This window comes from Pseudomonas sp. A-RE-19, assembly GCF_019956555.1.
Lineage (GTDB): Bacteria > Pseudomonadota > Gammaproteobacteria > Pseudomonadales > Pseudomonadaceae > Aquipseudomonas.
In genome coordinates, this window is record NZ_JAHBDQ010000002.1 from 155,188 (window position 1) to 177,465 (window position 22,278).

Below are 22,278 nucleotides of genomic sequence, written 5' to 3' on the forward strand. Positions count from 1 at the left end.
ATCGCCGCTTAGAAGCGGGCTACGCCGAAGCTGTTGGGTTGCAGCGCACGAACCTCGGACTCATGGCAGATGTCGAGCAAATAGCCGAGCAACGTGCGGGTGTCCCGCGGATCGATCAGCCCGTCGTCCCACAGATTGGCGCTGCCATACAGCGCGGTGGACTGGCTGTCGAGTTTCTGCGCGGTGACCTGTTCCAGCATGTCGAGCATTTTGGGATCGGGCACCAACCCGTCCTTCAGCTGTTTGGCTTCGGTGACGATCCGCAGCACTTTGCCGGCCTGGGCGCCGCCCATCACTGCTGTGCGGCTGTTGGGCCAGGCGAAAATGAAACGCGGATCGAGGCCGCGACCGCACATCGCGTAATTGCCGGCGCCGTAGGAACCGCCGACGATGATCGTCAGTTTAGGCACTCGGGCATTGGCCACCGCTTGAATCATTTTCGCGCCGTGCTTGATCACGCCTTGCTGTTCCGACTCGGTGCCAACCATGAAACCGGTGGTGTTGTGGAAGAACAGCAGCGGCGTCTGGCTCTGGTCGCAGAGCTGAATGAACTGCGCCGCCTTGCTCGCGCCTTTGGGCGTGATCGGGCCGTTGTTGCCAATGAAACCGCAGGCTCGACCCTGGATTTGCAAATGCCCGCAGATTGTTTGCTGGTCGAATTCGCCCTTGAATTCGAGGAAGTTCGACGCGTCGGCAATCCGGGCGATGATTTCGCGCACGTCGTAGGGTTTTTTCGGGTCATCCGGGATCAGCCCCAGCAGTTCGTCGATGGGGTAGAGCGGTTCTTCCCACCGACGTTCGGGTAACCATGGCAGCTGATCGTTCCACGGCAACAGGCTGATGATCTCGCGCACCTGGCGCACGCCGTCGGCATCGTTCTCGGCCAGGTATTCGGCGGTGCCGGCGGTTTGCGCGTGCATCTGGGCGCCGCCCAGCTCCTCATCGGTGGCGACTTCACCGGTGGCGGCCTTGAGCAGCGGCGGCCCGGCCAGAAACAGCTTGGCTTTGCCGCGCACCACCACCACGTAATCCGACAACCCTGGCTGATAAGCGCCGCCCGCCGTGGCCGAGCCATGGACCACGGTGATCTGCGGCAAGCCCATGGCCGACATCCGCGCCTGATTGGCAAAGCTGCGCGCGCCTTCGACGAAAATCTCCGCCGCGTAATTGAGGTTGGCGCCCCCGCTCTCGGCGAGGGTGATTACCGGCAGTTTGTTTTCCATGGCGATCTGTTGCAGGCGCAGGGATTTTTTCAAACCGCTGGGGGAAATGGTTCCGCCCTTGATCGCGCTGTTGTTCGCCACCACCAGCACCCGCACGCCGGACACATAACCGATCCCGGCGATCAAACCGCCGCCGGCCGAGGTGCCGTCCTTGTCGTCGTGCAGCTTGTAGCCGGCCAGGCTCGCCAGTTCGAGAAACGGCGCGCCGGGGTCGAGCAACAGATTGAGGCGTTCACGGGGCAGCAGTTGCCCGCGCTTGTCGAACCTGGGCTTGGCTTCGGCGGCTTTGTTCAGCAGGTTCTGCTCGAGCTGGCGGACCTGCTCGATGCCGGCCAGCATGGCCGCCCGGTTGCGGGCGAACGGTTCGCTGAACGGGTCTACCTGGGACTGGATGACCGGCATGCTTATTCCTTGTCCTTGAGCTCATCGGGTTTGGATGCGTCGGGTTTGAGCGCGTCGGGTCTGAGTACCTCGGGTAAATAGGCGCGGTGAAAGCCGTTGTACGAGTGACTGTTCTGCGCCTTGTGCATCGGCCAGGCGCGCCCGCCGAGGCTGGCGGCACCGTCGATGCGCAACGTGCTGCCGCTGATAAACGCCGCTGCCGGGCTGAGCAGGAAAACAATCGCCGCGCTGATTTCCGATTCGGTGCCGATGCGCTTGAGCGGCACGTGTTCGCACAGGGTCGGGATCACGGCCCGGAACGCGCCTTCGTAGGTGTCCATGCCACTGGAGGCGACCCAGCCTGGCGCGACGGCGTTGACCCGCACGCCGGCGTAACCCCATTCGAACGCGGCGGTCTTGGTGAAGTTGTCCATGCCCGAGCGTGCCGCGCCCGAGTGGCCCATGCCGGGCATGCCGCCCCACATGTCGGCGAGCATGTTGACGATGGCGCCGCCGTGCTTGCTCATGGATTGATTGAACACCTCCCGGGCCATCAGAAAACCGCCCACCAGGTTGGTGCGCAATATGGTTTCGAAACCTTTCTGATTGATCGACGCCAGCGGCGAGGGGTATTGCCCGCCGGCATTGTTGACCAGCCCATGAATCGGCCCGTGTTTGCGGATCAGCTCGCTGACCAGTCGCGTGACGGCATCTTCATCGCGGATATCGCAGACCTGCCAACTGGCTTTACCACCGTCTTCGGTGATTTCGGCGGTGACCTTTTTCAGTTTCTCGGTATTGCGCCCCACCAGCAGCACGTGTGCGCCGAGGGCGGCGAGCTCATGGGCGGTGCAACGGCCGATGCCGCTGCCGCCACCGGTAACGATGATGTTTTGGCCCGCGAACAGGTCGGGTTTGAAAATCGAGTCATAAGCCATGGCGACGGTCCTCTAGTTGACCTGATCAGCGATGCGCTGCGGCACCGGAATCTGGATCTCCAGCAGTTGTTGGGCGAATGCCTTGCCTTGCGGATCGATCCGCAGGCTGGCCACGCCACCGCCGCCGAGCGCGTTCTCCAGAAGAAAATTAAAGCTCTGAGTGCCGGGTAAATACCAGCGTTCCACGCGCCCGTGGATCGGATCGAGGACATGGCTCATCCAGTCGACCATCACCGCAGGTGTCAACGCTTCGGCAATCCACGGCAGGTAGTCGGGGTGACGGGCCATGACGCCGATATTGCTGTGATTGCCCTTGTCGCCGGAGCGCGCCACGGCGAGTTTGATCAGGGCCACGCTGGCGTCGGCGCGTTCTGTGGGTTGGGGCGGATCGAACGGTAGCGGCAAGTCATCCGGGTCGAGTGCATCGAGGGCGGGCAGGGCGCACGGGTGGCGCTCACCGGCGAGGTCGATTTCCAGGGTGCAGGCCGTTTTGTCGATCAGGAATGAAAACAGCCGGATCAGCGGGTACACCGTCGGCCGCCCGCCGACGATCCCGGTCAACCCTGGCGCCATGCCGGTCGCGGCCTGGGCGATTTCCCGGGAAAACAGAATCAAGGCCTGCTTGCTCGGATGGCGCACGGCGAGTTTGATCACCACTTCGCGGCTGTCCTGGCGCTGGCCGTGGGGGCCGTAAGTGGCTTCGCTGCCCAGCAGTTCGATATTCACTTCGCTGTAGGGCGCCCAGCCGCGCTGGCTGAAGATTTCCGACGTCTTGTTGATAATCGCCTGGCTGACCCGGCGGGCCTTGGCCACGGCATCGATCCCGGCGATCAGGCAACTGGCGGTGCAACGGAAACCGTCCGGGTAGGTGGCGCTGACCTTGTACTGACCGGTCGGCGGCAAGCCTTTTGCCCCATGCACCTGAACCGCGTTTTTGCCTTGTTGCACGAGTTTGACCTGACTGAAATCGCACACCACGTCGGGCAGCAGGTAGGCCTGCGGGTCGCCGATTTCATAGAGCATCTGCTCGCCCACCGTCAGGGGCGTGACCAGGCCACCGGAGCCGTCGGGTTTGCTGACGATAAACTGGCCATCGGCGCCGACTTCGACGATGGGAAAACCGATGTGTTCGTAGTCGGGCACATCGCGCCAGTCGGTGAAATTGCCGCCGGTGCACTGGGCACCACATTCAATCAGGTGCCCGGCCAGTGCAGCCTGGGCTAGTTTGTCGTAGTCGTGCCACGACCAGCCAAACTCATGCACCAGTGCGGCGCTGACCACGGCGCTGTCGACCACGCGCCCGGTAATCACAATGTCGGCACCCAGACGCAGGGCTTCGACGATCCCCGGCGCGCCGAGGTAGGCGTTGGTCGACACGCACATCGGCGGCAGGGGCGCGCCACTGAACATCTCATGGAGGCCCAGGCTGCTCAGGTGTTTGAATTGTGGTTGCAGGTCGTCACCCGACAGCACGGCAATCTTCAGCGCCACCCCGGCCTTGTCGCAGGCAGCTTGCAGGGCAGAGGCGCAAGCTCGTGGATTGACGCCGCCGGCATTGCTGATCACCCGGATCTGTTGTTCCGCGAGCTGGTTGAGGAGGGGGCTGAGCACTTCGATGAAGTCGTTGGCGTAACCGGTGGCAGGATCTTTCATCCGCGCCCCGGCCATGATCGACATGGTGATCTCGGCCAGATAATCGAACACCAGGTAGTCCAGCCGCCCGCCTTCCACCAGTTGCGCGGCGGCGGTCGAGGTGTCGCCCCAGAATGCGCTGGCGCAACCGATGCGGATTGTTTCAGGCGCAGTCAATTCCATAACCACCTCCGACAGAAGTGCTTCGAGACTACCAAGCAAGCGCTTGGTTTGTAAACGGCTGAACTATCTTCTTCCCAAGCGCTTGCTTGGTCGCCCCCGCCAGCTTAAATTGCCCGCGCAACCCCACTGTTTCAGCGGGCAGCGGCGCAATTGATTGATCGACTGTAGGAGAGAACGGGTGGACGAGCAAAAAGCCCTGAGGGTGATGCGCGAATTGGTCGACAACGGCCAATTGACCGACCCGGACAGCGCTCGCGGCAAACTGCTGCAAGTGGCCGCTCACCTGTTTCGCAACAAAGGTTATGAACGGACCACCGTGCGCGATCTGGCCGGTGCGGTGGGCATTCAGTCAGGCAGTATCTTTCATCACTTCAAAAGCAAGGACGAGATCCTGCGGGCCGTGATGGAGGAGACTATTCGCTACAACACCGCATTGATGCGCGCGGCCCTGGCCGAGGCTGGCAACGTGCGGGAGCGTGTGTTGGCGCTGATTCGCTGCGAATTGCAGTCGATCATGGGCGGCAGCGGCGAGGCCATGGCGGTGCTGGTGTATGAGTGGCGTTCGCTGTCAGCCGAAGGCCAGGCGCAAGTGTTGGCGCTGCGTGATATTTATGAAGCCATCTGGCTGCAGGTGCTGGGTGAAGCCAAGGACGCGGGTTTTATCCGTGGCGACGTGTTCATCACCCGCCGTTTCCTGACGGGCGCGTTGTCCTGGACCACCACCTGGTTTCGTGCCGATGGCAGCATGAGCCTCGATCAATTGGCCGTTGAGGCGCTGATTCTGGTGCTTGAAGAACGGCAGTGAGCCGTCTATCTCGGCAGGAAACTGGCTAAGTTGGCGAAACCGCCTAGCTTGAATGCATTGATTAGTTTTTTCGGGGAGTGGCTGTCTTGATGTCTTCACCAATTCGAACGGCGTCGCGGCTTTTGCTGGCGGCGCTTGCAGTGTGCTGGGTGTTGCCGTCTCAGGCCGCACAACTGGTGCGGGTCGGTGCCGCGCATTTTCCGCCTTATACCGTGCGCCCGGAGTCCGGCGCCGATACCGGTCTGCTGCCGCAGCTGGTAGAAGCGCTGAATCAGCTGCAAACCGACTATCAGTTTGTGCTGGTGCCCACCTCCATTCCTCGACGTTTCAACGACTTCAAGGAAGGCCGGGTCGATATGGCGATTTTCGAGAACCCGGACTGGGGCTGGAAGGACATTGCGCATACCGACGTCGACATGGGCCTGGAAGATGCAGAAATCTTTGTCGCGCAGAAGAAACCCGATCGCGATGAGAATTACTTCAAGGACCTGGCGGGCAAGCGCCTGGCACTGTACAGCGGCTATCACTACGAGTTTGCCAATTTCAATGCCGACCCCAAGTATCTGGCCGACACCTACAACGCCACGCTGACCTATTCCCACGACAGTAACCTGCTGATGGTGCTGCGCGGGCGAGCAGACGTTGCCTTGGTGACACGTTCCTATCTGAGCGATTACCTGCTGCGTAACGAGACAGTCGGCGAGCAGTTGCTGGTGTCGCAACGCATCGATCAGGTCTATCACCATTACGCGCTGATTCGCCCGCAGGCGCCGATTACTGGCGAAGCCTTCGGCAAGTTGCTGCAAGGCCTGCGAAACAACGGCCAGATGCTGAAGATTTTCGACCCCTACAAAATTGCCCTGGTGCCGGTGGGCAAAAAAACCTGAAGCGGGCGATGGGTCGCGCATTTTGGCGACGGTGCTTAAATTATCTGCCCCGGCTCACGTCACATCGTTGAACTGTCGACGATTACCGTGAGCCCCTCCCATGTCCAATCTGAATGACCTGACCACCCTGGCATTGCCGTCAGGCAGCCGTCTTGTAGCCGATGAAACCGCAAGCCGCCTGAGCCTCAGCCTGCTAGGGCAGCCGCTGATCGAGTTGCGGCTGACCCGCGAGCCCGAGTTGCACCTGTGGCTGGAGGAGCGCTTCGACCGCCCGGACGGCCAGGCTTTCTGGGCGGCCTGTTATTGGCTGTTTGCCCGTGATCCGGCTTGCCAGCGGCTGACCTGGCACCTCGATGAGATGCCCACGCAAGCCTTGCTCAGCGGATTGCTGATCCCCACCGACGTTACCGCTCAGTATCGTTGCGAGCGCACGTTGTTCTGGCAATTGCCTCAGCCTTGGCTGGGTGAATCGCGCACCGGCAGCTATCCGCAGCAAATGGTCATCAGTGGCGGTAAGCGCCATCCATTGCGTGCGGTCAAACCCCGGGGTGAAGTCTATCGACGCTTCGATGCGCGGCTCGGCGCGTGGGTTTCCTTGCGCACGGTAGAAATCGAGCATGACCTGGCGCGCTTCAACCGCTGGCAAAACAGCCCGCGTGTGGCGAATTTCTGGCAGGAGGAGGGCAGTCTCGAAAAACATCGGGAATACCTGAGCAAGCTCCAAGCTGATCCGCACACACTGACACTGATCGGTTGCTTCGATGATCAGCCGTTTGCCTATTTCGAAGCCTATTGGGCCAAGGAAGATCGCATTGCGCCGTTCTATGACGCCGGCGATTACGACCGTGGCATTCACATGCTGGTGGGCGAAGAGCATCACCGTGGCCCGCATAAAGTGGCGAGTTGGTTATCGGCGCTGGTGCATTACCTGTTTCTTGATGATCCACGCACTCAACGGGTGGTCGCCGAGCCTCGCGCCGACAACGCGAAGATGATCGGGCATCTGCACAACCAGTGTTTTCACTGTGAAAAAGAGTTCGACTTCCCGCACAAGCGCGCGGCGTTGATGATGCTGGGGCGTGAGCGGTTTTTTGATCGGTGTTCGTTGGCTTGATGCGTAAGGCTCAAGACTTGCTTTGGTCTTGAGTCAGCCATCGCGAGCAGGCTCGCTCCCACATTGAATCTCCTGTGAACACATAATTTGTGAACACCAAAAATAGAATGTGGGAGCGAGCCTGCTCGCGATGGGGGCGCCGAGATTTCAGATATTAACGGCGCACGAAGGTATCCGCACGATTGCCCGACACCTTGCGGCAATGCACCAGTGCATCACGAATCATGAAGTTCACCAGGGTTGGCGAGACGCCGAGTTCCTTGGCGATGTCTTTTTGCGGCACGCCGTGCAGGCGGTACATCTCGAAGGCATAACGGGTGCGGTTGGGCAGCTCCGTCAGCGCATCGGCAATGTTTTCCAGGGTCGAGAAATTGATGTGCGAGGTTTCCGGCGAAGCGCCCTGAATCACCACGTTCAGGCCTTCCTCTTCCGGGCCCGAATACTTCTGCTCCAGCGCCTGCTTGCGGTAATGATCGATCGCCAGGTTGCGCACGATCTGGAACAGGTAGCTGAGCTGCGCCTTGATTGACGAGGTGATCTGCGGCGCCGATTGCAAGCGGAAGAACGCATCCTGCACCACGTCTTCGGCGCGTGATCGGCAGCCGGTAATGCGGGCGGCAATTTTGACCAGAATCAGTCGGTTGTCGACGAAGGCCTGAAGTAGCGGTGAATCGCACCTGCTTGTGGATACTTGTTCCGTCATTGGAAATCACCTTGCTGCAAATAGGGTCGTGGACGACAGGGGGGCGGAGTCGTCCTGAACATCGAGCGACAAATTAGGTTGAATGATAATGATTGTCAATTGAGAAATAGAATTGATTCCCATCGAAAGAGCAGCATGAGAACCGCGACACGCTGACTCGCCTACTGACCGCAAGCCTGCTGGCGCTCAAGCCTGGCGACTAATTATTTCAAGACCTCATCCGTTCTCATTGGTGAATGGCTGCGGGCGCAAGCCCCGCCAAAAACAGCATTCCCAAGCCTTGCGCGGTCGGCGAAGACCGCGTCCTGCATGCCCATGAACGGGTGTGACGTACGAAAACCGATTCCACTTGCAAGCCGAATTCAGGCAGGAAACCTCATGACCGACGCGTTCGAACTCCCCAGCACACTGGTCCAAGCCCTTCAGCGCCGCGCGGCCCTGACGCCGGACCGGGTGGCCTTGCGTTTTCTCGCCGAAACCCGGGATCAGGCTGTGGTGCTCAGTTATCGTGAGCTGGATCAGCGGGCGCGAACCATTGCCGGCGCGTTGCAGGCCCAGGTGTCGTTCGGCGATCGCGCGGTGCTGCTGTTTCCCAGCGGCCCGGATTACGTCGCGGCGTTTTTCGGCTGCCTGTACGCAGGTGTCATTGCGGTGCCGGCCTATCCGCCTGAATCGACCCGTCGTCATCACCAGGAACGCTTGCTGTCGATCATTGGCGATGCCGAACCGCGCTTGCTGCTGACCAGCGCCGACCTGCGTGACGCGTTACTGCAAATCAACGAGGCGCCGCCGCTGCTGTGTGTCGACACCCTCGACAGCGCCCTGGCCGAACGCTGGGTCGCGCCGGACTTGCACGGCGAGCACATCGCCTTCCTGCAATACACCTCCGGCTCCACCGCGTTGCCTAAAGGTGTGCAAGTCAGCCACGGCAACCTGGTGGCCAATGAACGGCTGATTCGCCATGGCTTTGGCATCGATCTCAATCCTGACGATGTGATTGTCAGTTGGCTGCCGCTGTATCACGACATGGGCTTGATCGGCGGTCTGTTGCAGCCGATTTTCAGCGGCGTGCCGTGTGTGTTGATGTCGCCGGCCTACTTCCTCGGCCGGCCATTGCGCTGGCTGGAAGCGATCAGCGAATACGGCGGCACCATCAGCGGCGGGCCAGACTTCGCCTATCGGTTGTGCAGCGAACGGGTCAGCGAATCGGCGCTGGAGCGCCTCGACCTGAGCGGCTGGCGCGTGGCGTATTCAGGGTCCGAACCGATTCGCCTCGACACCCTGGAGCGCTTCGCCGAGAAGTTCGCGGCTTGTGGCTTTACCTCGGACAGTTTCATGGCCTCTTACGGCCTCGCGGAAGCGACACTGTTTGTTGCCGGCAGTCCACGCGGTCAGGGCATTCCATCGTTGCGCGTGGATGATCAGGCGTTGGCGCAGAACCGTGCCGAGCCGGGCGATGGCCATTCGATCATGAGTTGCGGCATCAGTCAGCCGGATCACGCGGTGCTGATTGTCGATGCCGTATCGCTCGACGAACTCGCCGACAACGCGGTCGGTGAAGTCTGGGCCACCGGGCCGAGCATCGCCCATGGCTACTGGCGCAACCCCGAAGCCACGGCCAAGACGTTCGTCCAGCACGCCGGCCGCACCTGGCTGCGCACCGGCGACCTGGGCTTTTTGCGTGACGGGGAACTGTTCATCACCGGGCGCCTGAAAGACATGCTGATCGTTCGCGGTCACAACCTCTATCCGCAGGACATCGAGCAGACCATCGAGGGTGAAGTGGAGGTGGTGCGCAAAGGTCGCGTGGCCGCGTTCGCGGTCAACATCGAGGGGCAGGAGGGCATCGGCATCGCTGCGGAAATCAGCCGCAGTGTGCAAAAAATCCTGCCGCCCGAGGCGCTGATCAAAGCCATTCGCCAAGCGGTGGCCGAGGCGTATCAGGAGGCGCCGAGCGTGGTGGTGTTGCTCAATCCGGGCGCGCTGCCGAAGACGTCCAGCGGCAAGTTGCAACGCTCGGCCTGCCGCAATCGTCTGGCCGATGGCAGCCTCGACCGCTATGCGCTATTCCCGTCGGCAGACATCGCAAGCACGTCTGAAACCAGCACTGGCTCAGAGTTGCAAACCCTGATCGGCAATATCTGGTGCCAACAGCTCAGCGTCAAACAGGTCAGTGCCGATGACCATTTCTTCTTGCTCGGCGGCAACTCCATCGCCGCCACTCAAGTGGTCGCGCGACTGCGTGAAGCGTTGGGTCTGGAGTTGAACCTGCGGCTGTTGTTCGAAGCGCCAACCCTCGGCGCGTTCGCCGCCGCGGTTGCTCAGCAACAACAGGATGGCGGCGTGGCTCAGGGCGCGATCATGCCCTTGTCGCGCAGCGAAGCCATGCCGCAATCCCTGGCGCAAAACCGTTTATGGATCACCTGGCAACTCGACCCGCAGAGCAGCGCCTACACCATTCCCGGTGCCTTGCGCCTGCGCGGTGAACTGGACGAAGACGCCTTGCGCGCCTGTTTCCAGCAACTGATCGAACGTCACGAATCCCTGAGCACGCGGTTTTTCGAGCGTGATGGCGTGGCCTTGCAACAGGTCATTGCTGCCGGCGAATTCAACCTGCAAGTAATCGACATCAGCGACCTGCCGTCCGCCGAGCGTGAAGCCCGTGCGCAGCACATCCGCGAGGACGAAGCCCGTACCCGGTTCGATCTGGAAAAAGGCCCGCTGCTGTGGGTGACGCTGGTGCGCCTCGGCGATGAGGACCATCAATTGCTGGTGACGATGCACCACATCATCGCTGACGGCTGGTCGCTGAACGTGCTGATCGACGAGTTCTCGCGACTGTACGCGGCGGCCTCTCAAGGCCAGACCGTCAGTCTTCCAGGCTTGCCGACTCAATACGCCGACTACGGCAGTTGGCAGCGCCAATGGTTGGCGCAAGGGGAGGGCGAGCGTCAACTCGCTTATTGGAAAGCGCAGTTGGGCGTTGATCATCCGACCTTGAGCCTGGCCACCGACCATCCGCGTTCGACCCAACACACTCACAGCGCCGCCCGACACACGCTGCGCTTGGACGCGAGCCTGAGCGATGCCATTCGCCAGACTGCCCAGGCCCATGAATCGACGCCGTTCATGCTGTTGCTCGCGGCATTCCAGAGCCTGCTGCATCGTTACAGCGGGCAACGCGACATCCGCATCGGCGTGCCGAATGCCAACCGTCCGCGCCTGGAAACCCAAGGGCTGATCGGCTTCTTCATCAACACCCAGGTATTACGCGCCGAGGTGGATTCGCGACTGCCGTTCGTTGAGCTACTGGCGCAAACCCGTCACGCCGCATTGGGCGCGCAAGCGCATCAGGATCTACCGTTCGAACAACTGCTCGAAGCCTTCCCGCAGGCCCGCGAACAAGGCCTGTTTCAGGTCATGTTCAACCATCAGCAACGGGATCTCAGCGCGCTGCGTCGCTTGCCAGGGTTGCTCGCCGAGGAGCTGCCATGGCACAGCCGCGAAGCCAAGTTCGACCTGCAACTGCACAGCGAGGAAGATCGCAACGGTCGCCTGAGCCTGTCGTTCGACTACGCCAGCGAGTTGTTTGACCCGACGACCATCGAGCGCCTGGCCGAGCATTTCGCCAACCTGCTGCGAGCGGTCTGCGAACAATCGACGACCGCCATCGGCGACCTGCAATTGCTGACCCCGTGCGAACACGATCAACAATCCGCCTGGGGCACCGCACCCTGCACGCCAGCCAGTCATTGGCTGCCAGAATTGCTCAACGAACAAGCGCGCCAGACCCCGGAGCGCACCGCGTTGGTGTGGGATGGCGGCAGCCTGGACTTCGCCGAACTGCACGCCCAGGCCAACCGCCTGGCGCATTACCTGCGCGACAAAGGCGTCGGCCCGGACGTGTGCGTGGCGATCGCCGCCGAGCGTTCGCCGCAGTTACTGATCGGCTTGCTGGCGATCATCAAGGCCGGTGGCGCTTATGTGCCGCTGGACCCGGATTACCCGGCCGAGCGTCTGGCCTGGATGCTCAGCGACAGTGGCGTCGAGCTGCTGCTGACTCAGACCGAATTGCTCGGCCGCCTGCCGGCCACCGACGGCGTCAGCGTGATCGCCATGGACGCCCTGCATCTGGAGAGCTGGCCAAGCCATGCGCCGGGTTTGCATCTGAACGGCGACAACCTGGCTTATGTGATTTACACCTCCGGTTCCACCGGTCAGCCGAAGGGTGTTGGCAATACTCATGCGGCGCTCGCGGAACGCCTGCAATGGATGCAAGCCACCTACCGCCTGGACGAAACTGACGTGCTGATGCAAAAGGCGCCGATCAGTTTCGACGTGTCGGTGTGGGAATGCTTCTGGCCGTTGATCACTGGCTGCCGTTTGTTGATCGCCGGTCCCGGTGAACATCGTGATCCGCATCGCATCGCGCAACTGATTCAACAGCACGGTGTGACCACGCTGCACTTTGTGCCGCCGTTGCTGGCGTTGTTCATTGACGAACCGCTCAGCGCCGAATGCACCAGCCTGCGCCGGCTGTTCTGCGGCGGCGAAGCGTTGCCCGCCGAACTGCGCAATCGCGTACTGGAACACCTGCCGGCGGTGCAACTGCACAATCGCTACGGCCCGACCGAAACGGCGATCAACGTCACCCACTGGCACTGCACAACGGCTGATGGCGAGCGCTCGCCGATTGGCCGGCCATTGGGCAACGTGTTGTGCCGCGTACTCGACGACGACCTCAACCCGGTGCCGGCCGGTGTGCCGGGTGAACTGTGCATCAGCGGTATCGGTCTGGCCCGGGGCTATCTGGGCCGTCCGGCGCTGACCGCCGAACGTTTTGTGGTCGATCCGCTGGGCGAGCAGGGCGCACGTCTGTACCGCACCGGCGACCGTGCCCGCTGGACTGCCGACGGCGCGATCGAATACCTCGGTCGTCTCGATCAGCAGGTCAAACTGCGTGGTTTTCGTGTCGAGCCGCAAGAGATCGAAGCGCGTCTGCTGGCGCAGCCCGGAGTCGCCCAAGCGGTGGTGCTGGTGCGTGAAACGGCGGCGGGTGGGCAGTTGATCGGCTACTACACCGCCACTGAAACCAGCGAAACCATCGATGCTCAAACCACGCGCCTGAAAACCGCGCTGACGGCAGCGCTGCCGGAATACATGGTCCCGGCGCAACTCATGCGTCTGGATGAAATGCCGCTCAGCCCGAGCGGCAAACTCGACCGTCGTGCCTTGCCGGAGCCCCAGTGGCAAGTTCGCGAGCACGTCGAACCGGTCACTGCCCTTGAGCAACAAATCGCCAGCATCTGGCGTGAAGTGCTGGGCCAAACACAGATCGGCCTGCGCGACGACTTCTTCGCCCTCGGCGGCCACTCGCTGTTGGCCACGCAAATCATTTCCCGCACCCGCCAGGCTTGCGACGTCGAGTTGCCGTTGCGGGCGCTGTTCGAAAACAGCGAACTGGGTGCATTCGCCGAACAGGTTCGCTTGATCCAGGCCAGCGGCAAAACCAACAAGCAGCCACCGATCGAGAAGGTCGACCGCCGCCAACCGGTGCCGTTGTCCTATTCCCAGCAGCGCATGTGGTTCCTCTGGCAGATGGAACCGGACAGCCCGGCCTACAACGTCGGCGGCATGGCGCGGTTGCGCGGCGTGCTGGATGTCGGGCGTTTCGAAGCGGCGCTGCAAGCGCTGATCATGCGTCACGAAACCCTGCGTACGACCTTCCCGAGCATCGACGGCGTGGCCCGGCAACAGGTTCATCCGGACACTGGCCTGCGCATGGACTGGAAGGATTTCACCACGCTGGATGCCGATGGCCGCGAATGGCAGGTCCAGCAACTGGCCGATGACGAAGCCCATAAGCCGTTCAATCTGGAAACCGGGCCGCTGCTGCGTGCTTGCCTGGTCAAGACCGCCGAACAGGAGCATTACTTCGTCCTCACCCTGCACCACATCGTCACCGAAGGCTGGGCGATGGACATTTTTGCCCGGGAACTGAGCGCGCTCTACGAAGCCTTCGTCGATGACCGCGAGTCACCGTTGCAACCGCTGCCGGTGCAGTACCTGGATTACAGCGTGTGGCAGCGTCAGTGGCTGGAGTCCGGCGAACGTCAACGCCAGCTCGATTACTGGACCGCGCAACTGGGCCGCGAACATCCGCTGCTGGAACTGCCAGCCGATCGCCCGCGTCCGCCGGTGCAAAGCCATCAGGGCGAACTGTTCCGTTTCGATCTGAGCGATGACCTCGCGGCACGGGTCCGTGCCTTCAACGCCCAAAACGGTCTGACCCTGTTCATGACCATGACCGCCGCGCTGGCAGTGCTGCTTTACCGCTACAGTGGCCAGACCGATCTGCGCATCGGCGCGCCGGTGGCCAACCGCATTCGCCCGGAAAGCGAAGGGCTGATCGGCGCGTTCCTCAACACTCAAGTGCTGCGTTGCCGGCTCGATGGGCAGATGTCTGTCGGCGAGTTGTTCGAGCAGGTTCGCCACACCGTGATCGAAGGCCAGTCCCATCAGGACCTGCCGTTCGATCATCTGGTGGAAGCCTTGCAGCCACCGCGCAGTGCGGCGTACAACCCGCTGTTCCAGGTGATGTGCAACGTGCAGCGCTGGGAATTCCAGCAGAGCCGCACCCTGGCCGGGATGACCGTCGAGTACCTGGCCAACGATGCGCGAGCGACCAAGTTCGACCTCAACCTGGAAGTCACCGACCTCGACCATCGCCTCGGTTGCTGCCTGACTTACAGCACTGATTTGTTCGACGAGCCGCGCATTGCGCGCATGGCCGGGCACTGGCGCAACCTGCTGGAAGCGTTGCTCGCCGATCCGCAGCAACGCCTCAGCGAACTGCCATTGCTGGAGGCCACCGAACAGCAAAACCTGTTGGACAGCCTCGGCATCGAGCCGGGCGAGCATCGCCTCGATCAATGCATCCATCATCTGTTCAGCGAGCAAGCCCTGGTGCGCAAGGACGCGCCGGCCCTGACCTTCGCCGGGCAAACCCTGAGCTATGCCGAGCTCGACAGTCGCGCCAATCGTCTGGCCTGGATGCTGCGCGAGCGCGGTGTCGGGCCGCAGGTGCGGGTCGGCCTTATGCTTGCGCGTTCGCTGGAGATGGTCGTCGGCCTTCTGGCAATTCTCAAGGCGGGCGGCGCCTATGTGCCGCTGGACCCGGAATACCCGCTGGATCGCCTGCATTACATGATCGAAGACAGCAGCATCGGTTTGCTGCTTAGCGATGCGGCGATGTTCGCGGCGCTCGGTGAGTTGCCGGCCAGCGTCGGTCGCTGGTGCCTGGAAGACGACGCCGCTGCACTGGCCAACTACCCAGCCAGCGAACTGCCATTTATCAGCCTGCCGCAACATCAGGCGTACCTGATTTACACCTCCGGCTCCACCGGCAAACCGAAAGGCGTGGTGGTGTCCCACGGTGAAATCGCCATGCACTGCCGTGCGGTGATCGAACGCTTCGGCATGCGCCCGAACGACTGCGAATTGCACTTCTACTCGATCAACTTCGATGCCGCCACCGAGCGTCTACTGGTGCCGCTGTTGAGCGGTGCGCAGGTGGTCCTGCGTGCGCAAGGCCAGTGGGATGCGCAAGAAATCTGCGGGCTGATTCGTCGGCACCGCATCAACATTCTTGGTTTCACCCCAAGCTATGGCAGCCAGTTGGCGCAATGGCTGGTGACCCAGGGCGAAACCCTGCCGGTGCGCATGTGCATCACCGGCGGTGAGGCCCTGACCGGCGAACACCTGCAACGAATTCGCGCGGCGTTCAAGCCGAGCCTGTTTTTCAATGCTTACGGGCCGACCGAAACCGTGGTCATGCCGCTTGCCAGCCTGGCACCCGAGCAATTGGAAGAAGGGCTGGGCAGCGTGCCGATCGGCAGTGTGATTGGCGCTCGCGTCGCCTACATCCTCGACGCTGATCTGGCGTTGGTGCCGCAAGGCGCGACGGGCGAGTTGTATGTCGGCGGCGCCGGTCTGGCGCAGGGGTATCACCAGCGTCCGGGCATGACCGCTGAACGGTTTGTTGCCGATCCTTTTGCAGTGAACGGCGGGCGTCTGTATCGCACCGGTGACCTGGTGCGCCAGCGCGCCGATGGCTTGGTGGAGTACCTCGGCCGAATCGATCATCAAGTGAAGATCCGTGGTTTTCGCATCGAACCGGGCGAGATCGAAACCCGTTTGCTGGAACACGCATCCGTGCGTGAAGCGGTGGTGCTGGCCCTCGACGCACCGAGCGGCAAGCAATTGGTCGGCTACCTGGTCACCCACGTCGCCGAACAGGATGAAGCGCAACAAGCTGCATGGTGCGAAGCGTTGAAGGCGCACCTCAACTCTCAGTTGCCGGATTACATGGTGCCGACGCACTTGATCCTGCTGGCCAGCATGCCGCTGACCGCCAACGGCAAACTCGACCGTCGCGCACTGCCGGCCCCGGACCCGGAGTTGAACCGTCAGCAGTACGTGGCGCCGAGCAACGAACTTGAACTGACCCTGGCCGGCATTTGGTGTGAAGTGCTGAACGTCCAGCAGGTCGGCCTCAACGACAACTTCTTCGAACTGGGTGGCGATTCGATTCTGTCGATCCAGGTGGTCAGCCGTGCGCGGCAGCAGGGCATCCACTTCAGCCCGCGTGACCTGTTCCAGCACCAGACCGTGCAAACCCTCGCCGCCGTCGCGACCCGCACCGAGCAAGTCACGGCCGAGCAAGGTTTGCTGACGGGCGAAACGCATTTGACGCCGATTCAACACTGGTTCTTCGACACTGAAATCCCGGAACGTCAACACTGGAACCAGGCGTTGCTGCTGGAACCGACGATGGCACTGGAACCCCATCGTCTGGAGCAAGCGCTGCTGGCGGTGATCGAACAGCACGACGCCTTGCGCCTGCGCTTTACCGACGTCGCCGGCCATTGGCAGGCCGAGCATCAGGCGGTTTCCGATGCGGCTGTGCTGTGGCAGGTGCACGTGCCTGTCCTGGACAAATGCGCCGCGCTGTTCGCCGATGCCCAGCGCAGCCTCGACCTTGAGCAAGGGCCGCTGATGCGGGCACTGCTGGTGGATGATCCTCAGGGGCAGCAACGGCTGTTCATTGCCATTCACCACCTGGTGGTGGACGGGGTGTCGTGGCGGGTGCTGCTGGACGATCTGCAAACGGTTTATCGTCAACTGGAGTCCCGGCTGTCGGTAAAACTGCCGGCGAAAACCAGCGGCTTCAAGGATTGGGCCGCACGGTTGCAGGCCTACGCCGGCAGCGAATCCCTGCGTGAAGAATTGAGTTGGTGGCAGACGCAACTGGCTGGTCCAAGTGCTGAATTGCCGTGTGATCGTCCGCAGGGTGGTCAGCAAAATCGTCACGCGCACACCGTCAGCGTGCGCCTCGACAGCGAGCGCACTCGCCAGTTGCTGCAGCAGGCGCCGACGGCTTATCGCACTCAGGTCAACGACTTGCTGCTGACCGCATTGGCCCGTGTGGTGTGCCGCTGGAGCGGTCACGAATCGGCGTTGATTCAACTCGAAGGCCACGGCCGCGAAACCCTGTTCGACGAGATCGACCTGACCCGCACCGTTGGCTGGTTCACCAGCGCCTATCCGCTGCGCCTCACACCTGTGAATGAACAGGGTGCGTCGATCAAGGCGATCAAGGAGCAACTGCGCGCGGTGCCGCATAAAGGTTTGGGGTATGGCGTGCTGCGTTACCTGGCCGACGGTGTGTGCCGTCAGACCATGGCCGCGCTGCCGGTGGCGCCGATCACCTTCAACTACCTGGGTCAGTTCGATCAGAGTTTTGGTAGCGATGCGCTGTTCCGTCCGCTCGATGAGCCGGTGGGCGCGGCCCATGATCCACACGCTCCGCTGCCCAACGAGCTGAGCGTCGACAGTCAGGTCTATGGCGGTGAGTTGGTGCTGCGCTGGACCTTCAGCGCCGAACGCTACGACCTGCAAACCATCACCGAACTGGCCGAGGCGTATCTGGGCGAGTTGCAAAGCCTGATCCGGCATTGCCTGAGCGACCACGCGGGCGGGCTGACGCCGTCGGACTTCCCGTTGGCCCGACTGACTCAGCCGCAACTCGACGCGTTACCAGTCCCGGCGGCGATGATCGAAGACGTCTACCCGCTGACCCCGATGCAGGAAGGCATGCTGCTGCACACCTTGCTCGAACCGGGCACCGGCCTCTATTACATGCAGGACCGCTACCGCATCAACAGCGTGCTCGACCCGCAACGTTTCGCCCAGGCCTGGCAAGCGGTGATCGCCCGTCACGAAGCCTTGCGCGCCTCATTCTGCTGGAACGTCGGCGAAGACATGCTGCAAGTGATCCACAAACCGGGCAGCACGCCGATCGAATATCTGGACTGGAGCGCGGTGGCCGAAACCGAGCAAGAGCCGAAGCTGCAGGCGCTGCTGAAAAGCGAGCGTGAGGCCGGGTTCGATTTGCTCAATCAGGCACCGTTCCACCTGCGCTTGATCCGCGTGGGCGCGGCGCGTTACTGGTTCCTGATGAGCAACCACCACATCCTCATCGATGCCTGGTGCCGTTCGCTGCTGATGAACGATTTCTTCGAGATCTACACCGCCCTCGGCGAAGGCCGGGAAGCGCAACTTGCCGTGCCGCCGCGCTATCGCGATTACATCGGCTGGCTGCAACGCCAGAGCCTGGCCGAAGCGCGGCAGTGGTGGCAGCAGAACCTGCAAGGTTTCGAGCGCACCACACCGATACCGAGCGACCGGCCGTTCCTGCGTGAACATGCCGGCGACAGCGGCGGCATGATCGTCGGCGACCGCTACACCCGGCTCGATCCCCGCGATGGCGCGCAATTGCGCGAACTGGCCCAGGCCCATCAGCTGACCATCAACACCTTCGCCCAAGCGGCATGGGCGCTGGTGCTGCGCCGCCTGAGCGGTGATCGCGACGTGCTGTTCGGCGTCACGGTGGCCGGGCGTCCGGTGGAAATGCCGCAGATGCAGCGCACGGTCGGGCTGTTCATCAACAGCATCGCCCTGCGGGTGAAAATGCCCGAGGACGATCAGCGTTGCAGCGTTCGCCAATGGCTCAGCGGTTTGCTCGACAGCAACATGCAACTGCGCGAGTACGAATACCTGCCGCTGGTGAGCATCCAGGAAAACAGCGAACTGCCTAAAGGCCAGCCGCTGTTCGACAGCCTGTTCGTGTTCGAAAACGCCCCGGTGGAAGTCTCGGTGCTCGACCGTGCACAAAACCTCAACGCCACCTCGGATTCGGGCCGCACCCACACCAACTTCCCGTTGACGGCGGTGTGTTATCCGGGCGATGACCTTGGCTTGCACCTGTCCTACGACCAGCGCTATTTCGATGAATCCACGGTTGAACGCATGCTCGGCGAATTCAAGCGCCTGCTGCTGGCGCTGGTCGAAGGCTTCCATGGCGAGATGGCCGACCTGCCACTGCTGGGCGCCGAGGAACAGGACTTCCTGATTCATGGCTGCAACCAGAGCGAACACGAGTATCCGCTGGAGCAGGGCTATGCCTCATTGTTCGAAGCGCAGGTTGCCGAGCATCCGCAGCGAGTTGCCGCCAGTTGTCTTGATCAGCAGCTCAGTTATGTCGAGCTGAACCAGCGCAGCAACCGACTCGGCCATGCGCTGATTGCGGCCGGCGTCGGGCTCGATCAACCGGTGGCGTTGCTCGCCGAACGTAACCTTGATCTGCTGGGCATGATCATCGGCAGCTTCAAGGCCGGTGCCGGTTACCTGCCGCTGGACCCGGGCCTGCCGAGTCAGCGCCTGAGCCGGATCATTGACCTGAGCCGCACGCCGTTGCTGGTGTGCACTCAGGCCTGTCGTGAACAAGCCGTCGCGCTGCTGGAAGCGTTCGGTTGTGTCAACCGACCTCGATTGCTGGTCTGGGAAGACGTGCAGGCGAGCGATGTTTCGGTGGCCAATCCGGGCATTTACAGCGGCCCGGACAACCTCGCTTACGTGATTTACACCTCGGGTTCCACCGGCCTGCCGAAGGGCGTGATGGTCGAGCAGCGCGGCATGCTCAACAACCAGTTGAGCAAGGTGCCGTACCTGAAATTGAGCGGCGCCGATGTGATCGCCCAGACCGCTTCGCAAAGCTTCGATATTTCGGTCTGGCAGTTCCTCGCGGCGCCGCTGTTCGGTGCTCGGGTGGACATCGTGCCGAACAGCATTGCCCACGATCCGCAAGGCTTGTTGGCTCATGTTCAGAGCCACGGCATCAGCGTGCTGGAAAGCGTGCCGTCGCTGATTCAGGGCATGCTCGCCCAGGACCGCGTGAGTCTCGACGGCCTGCGCTGGATGCTGCCGACGGGTGAAGCGATGCCGCCGGAGCTGGCGCATCAATGGTTGCTGCGTTACCCGCAGATTGGCTTGGTGAACGCCTATGGCCCGGCGGAATGCTCGGACGATGTGGCGTTCTTCCGCGTCGATACGGCTTCGACGCGCGGCAGTTATCTGCCGATTGGTACGCCGACCGACAACAACCGTTTGTACCTGCTCGATGGCGCGCTGGAATTGGTGCCATTGGGGGCGGTGGGGGAGCTGTGCGTGGCCGGCATCGGCGTGGGGCGCGGTTATGTGAGCGATCCGGTGCGCACTGCGCAGGTATTTGTGCCAAACCCGTTCGGTGCGCCGGGGGATCGTTTGTATCGCACCGGTGATCTGGCCCGACGTCGCAGTGACGGCGTGTTGGAGTACGTCGGACGCATCGATCACCAAGTGAAGATCCGCGGTTACCGCATTGAACTGGGTGAAATCGAGGCCCGTCTGCACGAGCAACCGGAAGTTCGCGATGCGGCGGTGGGTGTGCAGGAAGGTGTCAACGGCAAGCATTTGGTCGGCTATCTGGTTGCAGCGGAGTCGGCGCTGAATCCGAACGAACGGCTGGAGCGCATCAAGCAACGTCTTCGCGCCGAATTGCCGGAATACATGGTGCCGCTGCACTGGTTGTGGCTCGACAAGCTGCCGCTCAACGCCAACGGCAAACTCGATCGCAAGGCCTTGCCGGCGCTGGAGATCGGCCAGTTGCAGAACCAGGATTATGAGGCGCCGCGCAATGCGCTGGAGCAGACCCTGGCGGATATTTGGGCTGAGGTGTTGAAGGTCGAAAAGGTCGGGGTGCGTGACAACTTCTTCGAGCTCGGCGGCCATTCGCTGCTGGCCACGCAGATCGCCTCGCGGGTGCAAAAAGCCCTGCAACGCAACGTGCCGCTGCGGGCGATGTTCGAGTGCAGCACGGTGGCGGAGTTGGCCGAGTACATCGACGGGTTGGCGGCGAGCGACATTACCGGGGAGAAGGTGGATCGGCTTAATGACCTGATGGCGGAGCTGGAGGGGCTGTAGTTCTTTAGCGTCGGTGAGGGCCTATTCGCGGGCAAGCCTCGCTCCTACGGTATTGTGTCGATCAATCGACGCGGACCTGTAGGAGCGAGGCTTGCCCGTGAAGGCGTCATCACAGACACCACAAAGCTCCGGGTTGACTGCCGGTCCCATGCGGCTCAGTCTTCCTGTGTTTTTTAATGGATCCGATTTCACCAGGGAGACAGTCAATGCCCTTCGTAACGGTTGATGGACAAGCGCTTCACTACATGGATCAAGGCACAGGCCCTGCGGTTCTGCTGGCCGGCAGTTACCTGTGGGACCAGGCCATGTGGGCGCCACAGATTGCGGCGCTGTCGCAGCAACACCGGGTCATCGCCCTGGACTTGTGGGGCCATGGTGAATCCGGGCGGATGCCCGAGTGCACGACATCGCTGGATGACGTGGCGCGTCAGGCACTGGCCTTGCTCGATCATCTGGACATCGATCGCGTCACGCTGGTCGGTCTTTCGGTGGGTGGCATGTGGGGCGTTCGGCTGGCGCTGTCCGCGCCGCAGCGGCTCAACGGTCTGGTGCTGATGGACACCTACGTCGGCGTCGAACCGGAACCGACCCGCCAATACTATTTCTCGCTGTTCAAGCAGATCGAAGACACCGGTGTGATCTCGCCGCAGCTGCTCGACATCATTGTGCCGATCTTCTTCCGTCCGGGCATCGATCCACAGTCTGCGCTGTATCAGGATTTCCGCGCCAGACTGGCTGCGCTACCGGCCGATCGTCTGCGTGAAAGCATCGTGCCGATGGGGCGGATTACCTTTGGTCGTGATGATCTGTTGCCGCGCCTGGGTGAACTGAACCCTGAAACCACGCTGTTGATGTGCGGCGATCAGGACAAACCGCGTCCGCCGTCGGAAACCGAAGAAATGGCTGAGTTGATCGGTTGTCCGTACGTGCTGGTGCCGGAGGCGGGGCATATCTCCAATCTGGAGAACCCGCAGTTTGTTACAGACTCGCTGTTGAAGTTTTTGGCTGAGAGAACTTAGTCGATTTTAATGGCCTCATCGCGAGCAGGCT

At 61.9% G+C, this 22,278-nt stretch carries 9 protein-coding genes; 5 read left to right on the forward strand and 4 right to left on the reverse strand.

Annotation, left to right across the window (positions count from 1 at the left end; translation table 11 throughout):
* Positions 1 to 8: 8 nt before the first annotated feature.
* Genes atuC through KGB14_RS01845 form a run of 3 tightly spaced genes read right to left on the reverse strand, consistent with a single transcriptional unit; the run spans position 9 to position 4,357 of the window.
* A complete protein-coding gene (atuC, locus tag KGB14_RS01835; RefSeq protein WP_223483831.1) occupies positions 9 to 1,625 on the reverse strand; it encodes a geranyl-CoA carboxylase subunit beta in 1,617 nt (538 codons plus the stop codon).
* A 2-nt stretch (positions 1,626 to 1,627) separates the two neighbouring features.
* Positions 1,628 to 2,542, reverse strand: a complete 915-nt coding sequence (locus tag KGB14_RS01840) for an SDR family oxidoreductase (protein ID WP_223483832.1) — start codon at positions 2,540 to 2,542, stop codon at positions 1,628 to 1,630.
* A 12-nt stretch (positions 2,543 to 2,554) separates the two neighbouring features.
* Positions 2,555 to 4,357, reverse strand: coding sequence for an acyclic terpene utilization AtuA family protein (locus tag KGB14_RS01845; RefSeq protein ID WP_223483833.1), 1,803 nt, complete (start codon positions 4,355 to 4,357; stop codon positions 2,555 to 2,557).
* Positions 4,358 to 4,535: 178 nt separating this feature from the next.
* Between KGB14_RS01845 and KGB14_RS01850 the strand changes: the two genes are divergently transcribed.
* The 3 genes from KGB14_RS01850 (at position 4,536) to KGB14_RS01860 (ending at position 7,163) form a co-directional block, all read left to right on the forward strand.
* Positions 4,536 to 5,162 carry a TetR/AcrR family transcriptional regulator gene (locus KGB14_RS01850; RefSeq protein ID WP_223483834.1) on the forward strand — a complete coding sequence of 209 codons (627 nt, stop codon included), beginning with the start codon at positions 4,536 to 4,538 and terminating at the stop codon, positions 5,160 to 5,162.
* 89 nt (positions 5,163 to 5,251) lie between these two features.
* On the forward strand, positions 5,252 to 6,049 hold the full coding sequence (locus KGB14_RS01855) for a substrate-binding periplasmic protein (protein ID WP_223483835.1): 798 nt from the start codon (positions 5,252 to 5,254) through the stop codon (positions 6,047 to 6,049).
* A 100-nt stretch (positions 6,050 to 6,149) separates the two neighbouring features.
* Positions 6,150 to 7,163 carry a GNAT family N-acetyltransferase gene (locus KGB14_RS01860; RefSeq protein WP_223483836.1) on the forward strand — a complete coding sequence of 338 codons (1,014 nt, stop codon included), beginning with the start codon at positions 6,150 to 6,152 and terminating at the stop codon, positions 7,161 to 7,163.
* 154 nt (positions 7,164 to 7,317) lie between these two features.
* Here the strand turns inward: KGB14_RS01860 and KGB14_RS01865 are convergent, their stop codons facing one another.
* The gene (locus KGB14_RS01865; protein WP_223483837.1) at positions 7,318 to 7,866 is read right to left on the reverse strand and encodes an RNA polymerase factor sigma-70; all 549 of its coding nucleotides are present in this window, start codon (positions 7,864 to 7,866) and stop codon (positions 7,318 to 7,320) included.
* A gap of 378 nt (positions 7,867 to 8,244) precedes the next feature.
* Between KGB14_RS01865 and KGB14_RS01870 the strand changes: the two genes are divergently transcribed.
* Positions 8,245 to 21,228 carry a non-ribosomal peptide synthetase gene (locus tag KGB14_RS01870; protein WP_223483838.1) on the forward strand — a complete coding sequence of 4,328 codons (12,984 nt, stop codon included), beginning with the start codon at positions 8,245 to 8,247 and terminating at the stop codon, positions 21,226 to 21,228.
* A gap of 206 nt (positions 21,229 to 21,434) precedes the next feature.
* Positions 21,435 to 22,247: an alpha/beta fold hydrolase gene (locus tag KGB14_RS01875; RefSeq protein WP_223483839.1), complete on the forward strand. Its 813-nt coding sequence runs from the start codon at positions 21,435 to 21,437 to the stop codon at positions 22,245 to 22,247.
* Positions 22,248 to 22,278: the final 31 nt, after the last annotated feature.